Genomic DNA, 16,868 nt, shown 5'->3' with positions numbered 1-16,868 from the left:
AACATAAAAAGTATGGTACTTCTTGTCTATTTTACCATACTTTTATTTTTCCATAATGACAACATAAAAAAAAAGGAATTTGTAATATTCTTTAAGAAATTGTCGGTGTTTGTATTGTTTCTGTTATTTTATTAATATGATCCGCTCGAACTAAGATAACATCTTCTCCTATTTTCACAATTTGTTTCCAAGGAATTACAAATTCTTCTTCTTTTCCAAATATACCTAGCATTTTCCCTTGTTTTGTAATAATAACTGCTTGAATTTTCCCCGTCTTCATATCAATATCAATATCTCCAATATTTCCAAGTTTCTTTCCGTCTGACACATCGACAACATCCTTCATTTGAAATTCTGAAATACGTATCATTGCCATCCTCTCCTTTGTTTCATACTTAACTGACAATCATAATTCCACCTCAATGCATAAAGTGAAACTTCCAGCAGTAAGGGGTACACCCTTCACGTACAAAATCTTTTCTTTATAGCCATTATATGAACCCACCATTCTTCCTATGAGCAGAATCTCTCTTCAAAACTTTAAAAGGTCTCATCATAAATGATGAGACCTTAGCCTTGAATTGTTTTATTCATTTGTTTAATTGCTGATTTTTCAAGACGTGACACTTGCGCTTGAGAAATCCCAATTTCCTCCGCTACTTCCATTTGTGTTTTTCCTTGAAAGAAACGCTTGCGAATAATCATCTTTTCTCGTTCATTTAATCGCTTCATTCCCTCTTTTAATGCTAATTCTTCGACCCATTGCTCGTCCCTTTGTTTATCATCACTTAGCTGATCCATCACAAAAATTGGATCTCCACCATCATTGTATATTGGCTCAAATAATGAAACTGGATCTTGAATCGCATCAAGCGCAAACACAATTTCTTCGTGCGTCACATCAAGTACTTTTGCTATATCCATCGCTGTTGGCTCTTTCGAATTTTCAGCAATAAGCTTTTCTCGTACTTGCAATGCTTTATACGCAATATCACGCAATGAACGCGAGACGCGTATTGGGTTATTATCACGCAAATATCTTCGGATTTCTCCAATAATCATGGGTACAGCATATGTTGAAAATTTAACATTTTGGCCTAAGTCAAAGTTATCAATGGATTTCATAAGTCCAATGCAGCCAACTTGAAATAAATCATCAACAAACTCCCCTCTGTTGTTAAATCTTTGGATGACGCTCAGTACAAGACGTAAGTTTCCGTTTACTAGTTTCTCCCTTGCGCTTATATCACCGCTTTGCATTTCTCGAAATAGCTGTCGCATTTCTTCATTTTTTAATACTGGAAGTTTAGATGTATCAACACCGCAAATTTCTACTTTGTTTCTCGTCAAAGTGTTCCCTCCTATCGGGAGTTGCTGTACAGTGTAAAGTATCTCCTTTGGAGGGAATTTTATGCATATATTCATTTATCCCGCATTACTAAATGAAACGTTTTTTTCTAAAATGAAAATTAAATTACTTATAAAAAAGCAATCGACCAAGCACCCCAAGTAAAAAATATTCGTTAGAGAATGCTTAACTTCATACCATTTTGTTGAATTCTTTACGAAGCCTTTTAATAATCCGTTTTTCTAAACGCGAAATATAAGACTGTGAGATACCAAGCATATCCGCAACATCCTTTTGCGTTTTTTCTTCTCCACCATCTAATCCAAAACGAAGTTCCATAATTTGCTTCTCTCGATCATTTAATTGATGTAATGCTTTCATAAGTAAATGGCGGTCAACAGTTGCTTCCAAATCTTTTGTAATAATATCTTCATCCGTTCCAAGGACATCTGATAGCAATAGTTCATTTCCATCCCAATCAATATTAAGAGGCTCATCAAATGATACTTCTGAACGATTTTTATTATTTCGTCGCAAATGCATCAAAATTTCATTTTCAATACACCTTGAAGCATATGTTGCAAGTTTAATTTTCTTTTCCGGATTAAATGTATTAACCGCTTTAATTAAACCAATGGTTCCAATACTAATCAGGTCTTCAATATTAATTCCTGTATTTTCAAATTTCCTAGCAATGTATACAACAAGACGTAAATTGCGTTCAATTAAAAGCGATCGCGCTGTTTCATCTCCCTTTGGCAGTTTTTGCAGCAATATTTCTTCTTCTTCTTTCGTTAATGGAGGTGGTAACGCTTCACTTCCACCGATATAATAAATTTCATCGGTCTTAATTCCAAGTTTTAGTAATAATTTATACCAAAGATAAGTTAAACGAAATTTTAATTTCAACATAAAATCCCTCCTTTTTTCATTAAGCAATTGTCACTTTTTGAGACAATAACATTTTTGGATGTAAAATACATTGATACTCACCATTTGCTGATAGTTGCTGTGTATTTAAACCAATTAATACTTTATTTACGGTAACAGTAGTACCTTCATGATAAACTCGTACAATGTCAGGTTTAATTGCCCACAAAAATTGTTGATTAACACCTACAGCACGATAAGGAATTAACCTCAAACGTGTTGCCCACTGTGATTCTTCATCTGGTATATATGGAATTGTTGTTTTCATTTGAACCTGTTCTATTAACCACTTTGGAAACACATGTTCTAAAGAAGAAACATGTATAATCATAACTGGTGTTTTTGTAAGCGGGTCATACAATTGATTTCCACTATCAATCAATCCATCTAGTTGAATATCATTTATGTCAATTTTGATATCTACTTTCACAATTTGCTCATAATGGATTTTTGTCACTTCTACATCTGCAATTCTCTTTTTAGAAAAATAGTACATAATCGGAAAGCCAATCATAACAAACACCCAACTTACAGGATCACCATATGAAATGGATTTTGTAGAAATAAGTCCATTCACCATGTCATTTGTTTGAAGAAAAAAATGTGTTCCAACAAGGCCGCCTCCCACCATAAATGTCACAAAATAAAACGTTAAAACGGTCTGTAGAAATGTCCGAAAACGAATAAAACCAAATGCAGTATACACAATGAGGAATGAATATAATAATTTCATTACAGGATGCGTCATCACAGATGCTAACGGTGTGAATACAAAAATAACAATTGTTGAACCGATACATGCGCCAAGTGCAAGTCTCCATCTTTTTACTTTTCGCTTTAAAACAATTGCTGTTAATAAAAGTAAAAGGAAATCAATGCAGACGTTTAATAACCAAATAATATCGGCGTAAACGACCAAACGGTTCACCTCTTTTTTATAAAGTTTAGACTAGTATAATGCATATCCTATGGAAAAGTGTGTCAATTCACGGAAGGGATTTTTTGTTATTTTGAAGCTTTCAGGCATAATTTGTCATGTTTAAAAACTACCAAATAGTCCTTCTAGCTAGGATAAAGTGAACCTTCCATCAGTGGGGTTCTCACTGATGGTTAGTTGAACCAATCGGGCTTTTACGGGCAGCTTCCCCTACCTATCTTCTTCGCTATTCTCTGCATCTTGAGATGGGGGCTTACTGCCCGCAAATAGCGGGATAGAGAGAACATATAGAAATAAAAAAAGAAGGCCTAAAAAGGCCTTCTTTTTTATTTAAAAATCAAGATATTTAACTGACTATTAGTCGCGATAAAATTTCAATTCAATTATCGTCTGCGACGGTTACGTAAAAATGCTGGAATGTCAATGTCGTCTACGTCTGCACTACGCTCATTTAAAACCGGCTCTTCGCGTTTCACTTCACGCTTTATTTCACGTTGTTTAACTGGTTGTACTGGCTGTTGCACATTTTTAGTAGTCGCTGTAGGACGAATAATTGGCTTTGGTGGCTGCATTGAAATGCTATCATCAAAACCTGTTGCAATTACAGTTACAACAATTTCATCTTTTAAGCTCTCATTAATTACAGAACCAAAGATCATATTTACTTCTTGGTCTGAAGCTGAAGCTACAATATCTGCTGCTTCTTGTACTTCATATAAACTTAAGTTTGTGCCACCTGTAATGTTCATAATAACACCTTGTGCACCATCAATAGATGTTTCTAGCAATGGACTAGAAATTGCACGTTTTGCAGCTTCCGCAGCGCGGCTTTCACCAGTCCCCACACCAATACCCATTAATGCAGAACCTTTGTTAGACATAATTGTTTTTACATCTGCAAAGTCTAAGTTAATGAGACCTGGCGTAGCAATTAAATCAGAAATACCTTGAACACCTTGGCGCAATACATTATCAGCCTCACGGAACGCTTCAAGCATCGGTGTATTTTTATCAACGATTTCTAGTAAACGGTCATTTGGAATTACGATTAATGTATCTACATTTTCTTTAAACGCTGCGATACCAGATGCAGCTTGCGTTGCACGCTTACGGCCTTCAAATGTAAATGGACGTGTTACAACACCAACTGTTAGTGCTCCTAACTCCTTTGCAACTTGTGCGATAACTGGAGCTGCACCAGTCCCAGTTCCTCCGCCCATACCAGCTGTTACGAAAACCATATCCGCCCCACGAAGTGCTTCTTGGATTTGTTCTTTACTTTCTTCAGCGGCTTTTTTCCTACCTCAGGGTTTGCACCAGCACCAAGCCCGCGCGTTAATTTGCCACCGATTTGCATTCTTGTTTCAGCTTTTGATAAATTTAAAGCTTGTGCATCTGTGTTTACTGCAATAAAGTCTACACCTTGTACACCATGCTCAATCATACGATTGACAGCGTTGTTTCCGCCGCCGCCAACACCGATAACTTTTATATTTGCCATTTGATCTTGAGTAGTATCAAACTCTAACATGTCGAAATCCCCCTAGAACCTCATTTTTCGCGCTCAAATCTATTCCCATAAATATCGGAATACACGCTTCACTTTTGACATCATTCGTTCATTATTATTATTATTATTGTTATTGTTATTGTTATTGTTATTACGCGGCTTTTGTTTTACAGGTTGTTGCACTGCAGCAGGCACTGGTGCATGTTGTAATTCATAACTTTCCTGCTTCTCCTGAACACTTTTTCCTCGTAACTTAGCTTTTTGATAGGCATTTTTAATAAGTCCAACACCAATCGTATATTGCGGTTCACGTACACCTATATAATCTGGCGTTGCAATACGAACATTTTCATGTAGAATATCGTAGGCAAGATCAAGAATACCTGACATAGAAACAACACCACCAGTAAGTACATAACCAGCCGGTAACTGTTTCAAACCAAGTTTTTGCACCCCATCTTGTACAAACATAAGAATTTCCTCTACACGAGCTTCAATGATATCTGCTAACTCTACTTGAGAATATTGCTCTGTTTGATCACTGCCCATAATTGAAACAGTAAATAACTCTTCCTCAGATGCTGTATCATAAAAAGCATGTCCATATTTTAGTTTAATTTGGTCGGCATTTTCCGTTGATGTTTTCAATCCAATGGCTATATCTTTTGTAATATGATCTCCGCCAATCGGTAATATGCTTGCTGTTTGTAATTCTCCATCTTGGAAAATGGATAACGTTGTTGAACCTCCACCGATGTCAACGAGAGCAACACCTCGATTTTTCTCATCACTTGACAAAGCAACTGTTGATGCTGCTAATGGTTGAAGGCAAATATCAATTATTTCAAGACCCGCTTTTTCTACACATCGAAGTAAATTATGTAACAATGTTCTCGAGCCTGTAATTAATGTGCCTTCCATTTCTAAACGTACACCAATCATTCCGCGCGGATCATTAATTTCATCGAGACCGTCTACGATAAACTGTCGAGGTACCACATCAATAAATTCACGCTCTGGTGCAATTGACACAACTTGCGCTGCATCAAGTACACGAAGCACATCTTCGTTTCCGATTTCACGATCTTCATTTGAAACAGCGACTACTCCATGACAAGGAAGAAGCTGTACTTGATTTGCGTTTACACCCACAACAACGCGTTCAATGTGTATCCCCACCATGCGTTCAGCTTGTTCAATCGCTTTTTTAATCGATTGCACAGTCTCATCTATGTCAACAATGGAGCCTTTTTTAAACCATTTGACTTTACATTTCCAACACCAATAATGTTTAAAGCGTCATTGACCATCTCGCCAATAATAACTTTAACATTGGATGTACCGATGTCAAGACTAACATATATTTCATTGCTGTTCATTCTTTGGCACCTCCTTCTTTATTTATACCACAAAATTCAATATATGGAACAACAATCGTTGTTTTACTATGTTATAAGAAAAATATTCAACGTATTTATGTGTTTCCCTTTTTTAACACTATATTTTTCTTATTTTTATTTGGCATTCTTTCATTTTTCCAACAGTAAGATGCAAATCACTGCTATATTTTGAAACAACCTTATCCGACTACAAAGATTGCTGCCAAGTATAAGTCTACACCAAGATGTACTCCTAGAAAAGCTAAACTTGCAGCTAAGATTATATTAAAAAAGAAAACAAAGAAAAATATGACTTAATCACATATTTTCTAAGAGTAAATTCCTATATCTCTTTGAAAAAACAATTTTACAGTTAAAATATCTGCTTTATTAATCCCTTATTGATTAATTCACATATTCCGTATATGCCCCTACTTCTAAATGAATAATTGCCTTTTTATCTGGTGATAAGTTTTTAATAATAAGAGGATAAGCTTCCATTCGTTTTGCAAAATCTTGAATTACTGTACTTACTTCATATCCCTCATTCATATATAATGTAAGATGATCTGCGTACAAATCTGTTGGCTTGTAATGAATTTCAGAAATAGACCGAAGAACAGTTGGTGTTAATTTTTCTAATTCAGCAATCAATTCTTTCATTTTCTTTTCTTCAAATGGAACGAAAATCGGGGCAGCAATTGGCAATTTCCCATTCGAGAGAGCATCTAGTGACTTTCCATTTTCTAAAAGCGGATACAGTTTTCCTTCTTTATTAATGTAGCCAATTGTCACATATTCCTCAACATCGATAACAATTTGATTTGGAAATTTTTTCTTTACATGAGCCTCTTTAATCTCTTTTTGCTTCTTTAAATTTGTTTCTGCTTGCTGTGTCGCTACACGAAAATAGCTTGTTTTATGTGTAATGCCTGCTTGCTCCATTATTTGTTCATCTGTCATATAGTGATTGCCGTGAACCGTAATTTTCTTTATATTGCTAAGCGGAGATCGAAAATAAATTAAAAAAAGCACCAATAAAAATAAAATCGATACATATAAAATTAATCGTTTATTTACCTGTTTCTTCTTCTTTTGATTTTTTAATTTTGGTACACGATCTTGTAGTTTAATAACTTTACTATTCTTCATGTACGATCCCCCTATGTAACATAAAGAACGGCATGTTATGCATGCCGTTCTTCTCTTTCTATTATATCATAAATGACAATGGGTGGGACAAACAACTATTATCTTCCAATTATCTCTACTTCTGTATGCATATTAACATCAAATTGTTCTTTAATCGTTTTCTTCACAAAAGCAATTAAATCAAGAACATCTTGCGCAGAAGCTGTTCCTGTATTAACAATAAAGTTCCCATGCATTTCCGAAATTTTTGCACCGCCAATTTGATAACCACGTAGTCCAGCCTTTTCAACTAAATTACCAGCATAATTTGGTAGTGGATTCCTAAAAATACTTCCTGCACATGGGTGATTCCAAGGTTGTGTATCACGGCGATAATCTTTATTCTTTTGCATAATCGCGATAATGTCTTCACGATTACCTGCTTTTAATTGTAACTCTGCTTCTAATACAATGCCAGGACGCTTCTTTTGTAAAACAGATGTGCGATAAGAAAATTCTAGCTCATCTTTCGTTAGCCATTCAATCGTTCCATCTTCAAACATAACACGAGCTCTCGTCAAAATTTCAGACATATCCGATTTATGAGCACCTGCATTCATATAAACAGCTCCGCCTACGCTTCCAGGAATACCACTAGCAAACTCTAATCCTGCTAATCCTTGGCGGCTCAATAAAGTTGACAGTTTAACGAGAGAATACCCTCCACCTACTCGTACAGTAACACCATCTACTTCTAAATGATCTAGTCCTTCTCCTAATCGAATCACAACTCCTTCAATACCTTTATCCGATACAAGAAGGTTGGAACCGCGACCAATTGCAGTCCATTTTGTCCCATGCTTTTTCACAAGCTTTAACGATTTTTCCACACCTTCAACACTACTTGGAACCACTAAAATATCCGCTGGACCACCTATTTTCATAGTTGTATAGCGAGCTAATGGTTCGTTTTCTAGTACTTTTCCTACCTGTGCTTCCATAAGTTCCTTTGCTAATTGTTTCATGATGCTCTCCCCCATATTAAGTCTCCGTACTACAGTAGTATGCAGGGCATTCACCTAACGTTATTTTCTACAAGTTTTTTCATAACTTCAAACAACTTGTTTGCTGCATTTGGCATTCCTAACTGCTTTGCAGCTAGTTTCATATTTTGTAATTTTTGTACATCTAGTAAAATTTCATCAATATCACCAATAAGCGTTTCACCTGTTAAATCTTTTTCAAGAAGCATTTTTGCTGCTCCTTTATCAACAACAGAAAGAGCATTTTTCTCTTGGTGATTGTTTGTTACATACGGACTCGGAATTAAGACACTGGGTTTCCCTAAAGCTGTCAATTCAGCTAACGTTGTAGCACCTGCACGCGAAACAACAAGGTCTATCCCAGTAAGTACTTCTGGCATATTATCAATAAACGGCTTAATAATAACATTTTGCGGATTCCCTTTTTGTTTCACAGCTTCCATTACTTTATCATAATGTACTTCACCTGTAACGTACAATACTTCATAATTTTTATTACCAAATTGTTCAATTGCTTCTAAAAACGCATCGTTAATCGGTCTAGCGCCTCGGCTTCCTCCAAAAATTAATACTGATTTTTTTGAAAGAGATAATCCCACCGAACGCTTGCCTTTCATACCATTTTGGTTCATTACTTCCGAAGCACGAGGATTTCCTGTCATCACAACTTTATTTTGCGGGAAATGTTCTGTTGCCGCATCAAAACAAACCGCTACTTTATTCACGTAGCGACTCAAAAATTTATTTGTTACACCAGGTACACTATTTTGTTCATGTACAATTGCTGGAATACCAAGTTTGGCAGCTGCATATACAACTGGACCACATACATAACCACCTGTTCCAATTACAACATCTGGATTAAAACGGCGAATATAACGTTTACTATCTTGTACACCTTTTACAAAACGCATCACCGTTTTCACATTATCCATTGATAATTTCCGTTTAAATCCGCTAATAACAATGGATTGAAATGGAATGCCGGCTTTGCGAACAATTTTACTTTCCAAACCATTTTCCGTACCAATATATAAAAATCTTGCCTCAGGATGTATTTTTTTGATTTCTCGAATTAACGCAAGAGCTGGATAAATATGCCCACCTGTTCCACCACCGCTGACTAATACTCGCACTGCCTGTTCCTCCGCTTCTTTTTTCTATTATCCCGCTGCTCACGGGCAGTAAAAGTCTAATTGATTCAACTAACCTTACTGATAGAAGTTTCATTTTATGTATGCCATTCGTATATCAATCGCTTTGTTTCCGTTTTCACATACGAAAAACCCTGTCATAACAACAGGGTTTAGTAGCGAGAATGACGACTTATATTTAGTAATACTCCAATCGCCATTAACATAAGGGTCAAGCTAGACCCACCATAGCTTAAAAATGGCAAGGTAATTCCTGTAACCGGCATTAATCCAGTTACAACACCGATGTTAATCATCACTTGAATCGCAATCATCGCCACAATCCCGACTGCTAAAAAAGTACCGTATAGGTCTGGCGCTCCTAACGCTACACGAATCCCACGCCATAACAACAGACTAAATAATAATAACACAAACGAACCACCAATAAAACCTAATTCTTCGGATAGTATCGCAAAAATAAAGTCTGTTTGCGGCTCTGGTAAGTAAAAAAATTTTTGTCTACTTTGTCCAAGACCGAGCCCAAATAATCCCCCGGTCCGATTGCAAGTAACGATTGAATAATCTGAAATCCACTTCCTAGCGGATCCGACCATGGATCTAAATATGATGTAATACGCTTTATTCGATACGGTGCTGATGCAATAAGCCCTACAAATCCTGCAACTCCTATCAATCCTAACATTGCAAAATGAAAAATACGTGCTCCCGAAACAAAAATCATAACAACACATGTTCCAACCATTACCGTTCCTGTCCCCAAATCGGGTTGTAACATAATCATACCAAATGCAACAAACACGAAACTAAGCGCAGGAAGTAATCCTCGTTTGAAAGACGTAATCATTTTTTGTTTTTCCGATAAAAATTTCGCTAAAAAAATAATCATCGCAAACTTCATAAACTCAGAAGGCTGAATAGAGAATGCACCTACACCAATCCAACTTCGAGCTCCGCCTCGTACCAGTCCAATTCCAGGAATTAAAACTAGAATAAGAAGAACGAAACAGATAAGTAAAATCACCTTGGAGTATGTACGCCACACCCAATAATCAATCTTCATGATAAAAAACATAGCAACGACACCAAGACCAGCAAATAACAATTGACGTTTTGCAAAAAAGAATGAATCTCCCATTTTATACGAAGCCCATACAGCGCTAGCACTGTATACCATCACCAGTCCTATCGTCAAAAGTAACAATGTCACAATAATAAGAATAAAATCAGGAGTCTTCTTTGTTGGCAATGAGCATCACCTCTTTGAAAGCAGCTTTTCGTTAGCCCTACTTTTTCACAAACGAAGCATCATTTATCTCTGGCTACTTGCAGGCAGTATGACTCCCACCTCAAGATTGCAAGAAATCAAAGAAGATAGGTGTGAGATAACTCCCTGTAAGAACCCCATTGGTGAAAGCTTTTCATCAGTGGAAGACGAAGAAAGATCCCGCCAATAGGAGTTTCATTTTATCTACCTATAAAAGAATCATCAGTAGGAACAATCCACTGATGATTCTTTCACTTTATACTAGCTTATGCACAGCTTGTATAAACATGTCTCCTCTTTCTTCAAATGTTTTAAATTGGTCCCAGCTTGCACATGCAGGAGATAAAAGAATCACGTCTCCCTCTTCTGAAAGAGCATATGCTTCTTGTACCGCTTGTTCCACATTATCGACACATTTAATAACTTTCATTCCAGCCTTTTCTGCAGCTTTCACAAGCTTAGGTGCAGTTTGTCCAAATGTAAGCAGTGCCTTCACATGCCCAAAGTATGGGATTAAATCATCAAATTCATTACCACGATCTAGCCCACCCGCTAATAAAATTACTGGTTGCGTAAATGCAGACAATGCTTTTTCTGTCGCCAGCATATTTGTTGCTTTTGAATCATTATAAAACTTACGGTTTCCAATCGTCGTTACATACTCTAAACGATGCTTTACACCTGTAAAACGTTTTAAGACTGCTATAATCGCTTCATTAGCAACGCCCATAAGCTTTGCAATACTCATAGCAGCTAGTATATTTTCTAAATTATGTTTACCCGGTAATACAATATCGTAAATATCAATAACTTTTTCACCTTTAAAGTAAAGAGCACCATCTTTTACACAAGCGCCGTCTTCAATAATTTTCGTCGTAGAAAAGTACACTTTTTGTCCTTTACTTTGCTCAGACAACATCATTACATCTTCATCGTCAGCATTAATGACGCTATAGTCATTTTCAGTTTGATTTCTAAAGATATTCGCTTTTGCTAAACCGTACTCTTTCTTCGTACCGTGATAATCTAAGTGTGCTTCAAATAAGTTTAAAAGCACTGCAATCTTCGGTTGAAACGTTTCAATACCCATTAATTGAAATGAAGAAAGTTCTGTTACAACCACTTCTTGTTCAGTTACATCTTGTGCAACTTCACATGCTACCGTACCGATATTTCCAGCAATAACAGGATGTTTTTCTCCTTCTTTTAACATTTCAAATGTTAATGTTGTTGTCGTTGTTTTTCCATTAGACCCTGTAATCCCAATAAACGGTGCTTCCGAAATGCGATATGCTAATTCTACTTCTGTTACCATCGGAATATTTTTTTCTTTTGCCGCGACAAGTAACGGATTAGAATACGGAATCCCTGGATTTTTTACAACAAGAGAAATATTTTTCTCTAATAATTCTAAGGGATGACCACCACATACAACTTCCACGCCTTGACCTTGCAACTCTATCGCTAACGGATTTTCAGCTAGCGGCTTGCTATCATTTACAACTACATTTGCTCCAAGCTTCTTTAATAAAACAGCTGCAGCATAACCGCTTTTTGCCATACCTAATACAAGAATATTTTTATTTTGATAGTCAGTTATCGTTTTCAATTACATCCACACCCCGATATAAATTCCTAACATTGCAAATAAAAGCCCTACTGACCAGAACGTTACAACTACGCGCCATTCTGACCAACCGCATAATTCATAGTGGTGATGAAGCGGACTCATTTTGAATACACGCTTTCCTCGTGTTTTAAACGAAACGACTTGAATAATAACAGAAAGCGTTTCAATAACAAACATCCCACCAATGATAACTAATAATAACTCTGTTTTCGTTAAAATTGAAACAGCAGCTAAAGCACCACCAAGTGCTAAAGATCCTGTATCTCCCATAAATACTTTTGCAGGATGAGCATTAAATACTAAAAACCCTAATACAGCTCCAACAACTGCCATACAAAAAATAGCAATTGTGTACTGCTCCTGAGCAAAAGCAATAATACTATACGCACCAAATGCAATGGCAGCTGTTCCTGCTAATAATCCATCTAGCCCATCAGTTAAGTTAACTGCGTTTGAAGCTCCTATCAACATAAAGAGAACAAGAATAAAGTATGCCCAGTGTAAGTCAAACTTAATTTCTGTTCCTGGAATACTTAAATGTGTATCAAATCCTTGGCCCTTTGCAATGATAAAGAAAGCTACCGCAATAACAAACTGCCCTATTAATTTTTGTTTTGATGTCAAACCAAGATTTCTTTTTTTAACAACTTTAATGTAATCATCAAGAAATCCGATTAAACCATAACCAAATGTAACTAGAAGCAATAAATATGTCTCAGCGCTCTTTTGAAACTTAAACATCATAATAATAGACGTAATCATAATTGAAATAAAAATAACAATTCCGCCCATAGTCGGTGTTCCAGATTTCTTTTGATGTGACTTCGGACCTTCATCACGAATGCTCTGTCCAAACTTTAAACGGCGTAAAAATGGAATAAAAATTGGTGACAACGCAACAGAAATTAAAAATGCCACCCCAACTGTAATTAATAATCCTTGTTCAAGCATATTTAGTCCCCCTCTCTTGTTGTTATTCTTTCATGCTTAAACGTTGTGCAATTGCCTCCCCAGCAACTTCACGATCGTCAAAATGATGTACTTCTGTACCGATAATTTGATATGTTTCATGACCTTTACCAGCAATTATAATAATATCTCCAGCTTTTGCCTCAGCAACAGCACGAGATATCGCTTCTTTTCGATCAACAACCACTTCATAATTATTCCCTTTTATACCTTCTATCATATCATCAAGAATTGCTTTGGGCTGTTCGCTGCGTGGGTTGTCTGATGTATAAATTGCGTGCGTTGCGTACTGAGATGCGACATTCGCCATAATTGGTCGTTTCGTACGATCTCGATCCCCACCACAGCCAACGATACAATACACATTTCCTTTTGCAAATTGTTTCGTTGTCATCAATACGTTTTCTAAACTATCCGGTGTATGCGCATAGTCAACAATGACTGTAAAATCTTGACCTCTATCAACAACTTCAAAACGCCCAGGTACACCTTTTAATTCTTTCACAACATCAATAATCGTTTGTAAAGCTACACCAGAAACGAGACATGCTGCAGTTGCAGCTAGTACATTATAGACATTAAATTTCCCAATTAACTTCATCGTAATCTCGATGCTTTCATTCGGAGTTACCAGTGTAAAAGCCGTGCCAGCATTTGTCATCTCAATATTTTTCGCCATTACATCACTTTTCGTATCAATACCATACGTAATTACCGTCGCTGCCGTACTTTTCATATAATCTATTGCTGCGGCATCGTCATTATTTAATACAGCATATTTTACACGGTTATGAGAATAGCTATTACCAAGCTGTGCAAATAATAAGCCCTTTGCATGTTTGTACTCTTCCATTGTTTTATGATAATCTAAGTGATCTTGCGTTAAATTCGTAAACACTGCTACATCGTAGTCACATCCATGTACTCTTCCAAGGTGCAACGCATGTGAAGATACTTCCATAACAGCACTATTTACATTTTGTTCAATCATTTTATGGAACGTCTTTTGTAATGTTAATGCATCTGGTGTTGTGTTTTTCACTTCAAACGTTTCGTCACCTATTTTCATATTAATTGTTCCAATTAATCCTGTTTTATGTCCATGCGCACGCATAATTTCGTTCATTATATGCGATGTTGTTGTCTTTCCATTTGTACCTGTAATTCCAATTAAATGTAACTTTTGCGTTGGCTGCCCATAAAAATAATCTGCTAACACCGCTAAAGAACGTACTGTATCTTTAACAAGTACAACTGGAACGTCAACATCAATAGGTCTTTCCGCAACAATAGCAGCCGCACCTTTGCGCGGCTGCTTGCTTGGCAAATTCATGACTATCAACCGTGAAACCTTTTATACATACAAATAAACTTCCATTTGTCACTTTACGCGAATCCGCTTCAATAGATGTAATTTCCGGATTTTCTTTTGGAACAACCGGAAAATCATGCAAACTTGATACAAGTGTATGCAACTTCATTTCTTTAAACCCTCTCTACTCTTTATTTATCTCTTATAAATGGATAGTTTCAAAGAACTCCATATATAAGAGCATAATTTATTAATTAACAGGCAGTGAGAAACAAGTGTCTCACTGCTAGTTAGTTGAATGTTATTGTATCGTAAATAAGCACTTCGTACTTAATTAAAGTATATTCGAACCTTTGATCCTGCTTTTACTTTCGTGCCGGGCTTTGGAGATTGTTCGACCACTTTGTCTCCTTCGCCGCTAGCATCCAATTGTAAATCAACAAGTTGATTTTGTAATTCCTTTCGATCCATGCCTACTACATTAGGAACTTCTATTAAAGGCGTCTCATCCCAAGTTAATTTCTTTTCAATTTGCTCTTTTCTAGGCTCTACTCCCATCACTGGCAAAACATCACGAAGGATATTCCCAACGATTGGTGCAGCTACAACCCCGCCAAATTGTGTAACCCCTTTTGGATTGTCTACTGCGACATACACAACAATTTGCGGATCATCTACTGGTGCAAATCCAATGAATGACACGATATAGTTGTTATCTAAATATTTCCCATCTTTTACTTTTTGGGCTGTACCAGTCTTTCCTCCGACAGGATAACCATCAATATAAGCACCTTTACCTGAACCTTTTGCCACAACATTTTCAAGTGCATAACGCACTTTTTCAGATGTTTCCTTGGAAATAACTTGTCTCTTCGCAACAGGCGTTGTTTTACTAATCACTTTATTCGTAGTTGGATCTATAAACTCTTTCGCAATGTACGGCTTATATAACGTGCCTCCATTTACAGCAGCAGCTACTGCTGCAACTTGTTGAATAGGGGTAACAGACACCCCTTGCCCAAATGCTGTCGTCGCTTGCTCAACAGGCCCTACTTTTTTTAAATCAAATAAAATCCCTTTACCTTCTCCTTGTAAATCAATGCCCGTTTTTTCACCAAATCCAAAATCACGAATATATTGAAACAGCTTTTCTTTTCCTAGACGTTCTCCAAGCTCTACAAACCCTGGGTTACAAGAGTTTTGAACAACCTCTAAAAATGTTTGGCTACCGTGTCCCCCTGCTTTCCAGCAACGTAATCTTGCACCGCCAACTTCTGCCGCTCCATCATCATAAAACGTATCTTTCTCCAAGTCTACTAAATTTTCATTTAAAGCAGCTGCAAGTGTAATAATTTTAAATGTGGATCCTGGTTCATATGTACTCCATACAGGTAGATTTCGGTTAAATACTTCCGGTGAAACACTTCTGAAATCTGCTGGATCAAAACTTGGTCGGCTAGACATACCTAAAATCTCACCATTATTTGGGTTCATAGCAATTGCTATCATTCCATCTGGATGATACGTCGAATCCGCAATATTTAATTCTCTCTCCATGATCGTCTGAATACGTGAATCAATTGTTAACTTTAAATCCAAGCCATCTCCAGGTTCTTTATAATCATCACCAATGTTCGGCATACGCTGTCCTTTCGCATCAGCAAAAAAACGAACATATCCTTTGTCACCATTTAATTCTTTGTCATAATATGACTCCAGCCCCATAAGTCCTTGGTTATCACTCCCAGCAAATCCAAGCACATGTGATAGATATTTTCCAAACGGATAATATCGAATGGAATCTTCAGCGATATATACACCTTTTAAACTTAAAGCCCTAACTTCTTTTGCCTTGTCATGAGAAATTTTCCGCCCGCCTTTGTCTAATCTCACTATGGACTCTTTTTTCGTAAGACGCTGATAGATTTCTTCTTTCGACACACCTAAAACTGCAGCTAATTTCTCTGCAGTCTCTGCTGGTTTTTCAATTTGCCTTGGTACCACAAAGACAGTTGGTGCACTTTTATTTGTTGCCAGCTCTACACCATTTCGATCTACAATTTTCCCTCGCTCAGGTTCAAATGTAATATTACGGCTCCATGAATCTTTCGCACGATCTGTTAACATATTCCCAAGAAAAAACTGCACATATCCAAGACGAATATCGATAATTGTAAAAATCAGTATACCAGATATAAGCACAAAAATAAGCCGTTTTCTTACTGTTACATTCGATACACGCATATTGGAACAAGCCT

General features: G+C 36.7%; 10 protein-coding genes and 5 pseudogenes. All 15 read right to left on the bottom strand.

What is annotated here, in order from left to right; all coding sequences use genetic code 11:
- Nucleotides 1–91: 91 nt before the first annotated feature.
- A complete protein-coding gene (locus ACEWFJ_RS09165) occupies nt 92–370 on the bottom strand; it encodes a YlmC/YmxH family sporulation protein (RefSeq protein WP_473691736.1) in 279 nt (92 codons plus the stop codon).
- Between the two features lie 200 nt (nt 371–570).
- Nucleotides 571–1,350, bottom strand: coding sequence for an RNA polymerase sporulation sigma factor SigG (sigG, locus tag ACEWFJ_RS09160; protein ID WP_473691734.1), 780 nt, complete (start codon nt 1,348–1,350; stop codon nt 571–573).
- A 190-nt stretch (nt 1,351–1,540) separates the two neighbouring features.
- On the bottom strand, nt 1,541–2,260 hold the full coding sequence (gene sigE, locus ACEWFJ_RS09155) for an RNA polymerase sporulation sigma factor SigE (RefSeq protein ID WP_098305552.1): 720 nt from the start codon (nt 2,258–2,260) through the stop codon (nt 1,541–1,543).
- A 19-nt stretch (nt 2,261–2,279) separates the two neighbouring features.
- Nucleotides 2,280–3,197 (bottom strand): sigma-E processing peptidase SpoIIGA, encoded by a 918-nt coding sequence (gene spoIIGA, locus ACEWFJ_RS09150; RefSeq protein ID WP_473691732.1) that lies wholly within the window; start codon nt 3,195–3,197, stop codon nt 2,280–2,282.
- 401 nt (nt 3,198–3,598) lie between these two features.
- Nucleotides 3,599–4,746 (bottom strand): annotated as a pseudogene (gene ftsZ / locus ACEWFJ_RS09145) (cell division protein FtsZ).
- Between the two features lie 39 nt (nt 4,747–4,785).
- A pseudogene (ftsA, locus tag ACEWFJ_RS09140) lies at nt 4,786–6,104 on the bottom strand (cell division protein FtsA).
- 150 nt (nt 6,105–6,254) lie between these two features.
- A pseudogene (locus ACEWFJ_RS09135) lies at nt 6,255–6,406 on the bottom strand (DUF1290 domain-containing protein); the annotation flags it as partial.
- Between the two features lie 103 nt (nt 6,407–6,509).
- A complete protein-coding gene (locus ACEWFJ_RS09130; protein ID WP_473691730.1) occupies nt 6,510–7,256 on the bottom strand; it encodes a cell division protein FtsQ/DivIB in 747 nt (248 codons plus the stop codon).
- 98 nt (nt 7,257–7,354) lie between these two features.
- Entirely contained in the window at nt 7,355–8,260 is a 906-nt protein-coding gene (murB, locus tag ACEWFJ_RS09125) for a UDP-N-acetylmuramate dehydrogenase (protein ID WP_473691728.1), read from the bottom strand.
- 50 nt (nt 8,261–8,310) lie between these two features.
- Nucleotides 8,311–9,414 carry an undecaprenyldiphospho-muramoylpentapeptide beta-N-acetylglucosaminyltransferase gene (gene murG / locus ACEWFJ_RS09120; RefSeq protein ID WP_429718139.1) on the bottom strand — a complete coding sequence of 368 codons (1,104 nt, stop codon included), beginning with the start codon at nt 9,412–9,414 and terminating at the stop codon, nt 8,311–8,313.
- 170 nt (nt 9,415–9,584) lie between these two features.
- A pseudogene (spoVE, locus tag ACEWFJ_RS09115) lies at nt 9,585–10,681 on the bottom strand (stage V sporulation protein E).
- A gap of 274 nt (nt 10,682–10,955) precedes the next feature.
- Nucleotides 10,956–12,308 (bottom strand): UDP-N-acetylmuramoyl-L-alanine--D-glutamate ligase, encoded by a 1,353-nt coding sequence (gene murD, locus ACEWFJ_RS09110; protein WP_473691726.1) that lies wholly within the window; start codon nt 12,306–12,308, stop codon nt 10,956–10,958.
- Complete coding sequence (gene mraY, locus ACEWFJ_RS09105; RefSeq protein WP_473691724.1) at nt 12,309–13,280, bottom strand: phospho-N-acetylmuramoyl-pentapeptide-transferase; 972 nt, start codon at nt 13,278–13,280, stop codon at nt 12,309–12,311. It lies immediately after the preceding gene.
- Between the two features lie 22 nt (nt 13,281–13,302).
- Nucleotides 13,303–14,779, bottom strand: a pseudogene (locus ACEWFJ_RS09100) (UDP-N-acetylmuramoyl-L-alanyl-D-glutamate--2,6-diaminopimelate ligase).
- A 161-nt stretch (nt 14,780–14,940) separates the two neighbouring features.
- On the bottom strand, nt 14,941–16,854 hold the full coding sequence (locus ACEWFJ_RS09095) for a stage V sporulation protein D (RefSeq protein ID WP_473691722.1): 1,914 nt from the start codon (nt 16,852–16,854) through the stop codon (nt 14,941–14,943).
- Between the last annotated feature and the right edge of the window lie 14 nt (nt 16,855–16,868).

It is taken from the genome of Bacillus sp. EA-CB0995 (assembly GCF_055814245.1).
The sequence above is the reverse complement of the archived record's forward strand: the minus strand, read 5'-3'. Positions and strand labels throughout refer to the sequence as shown.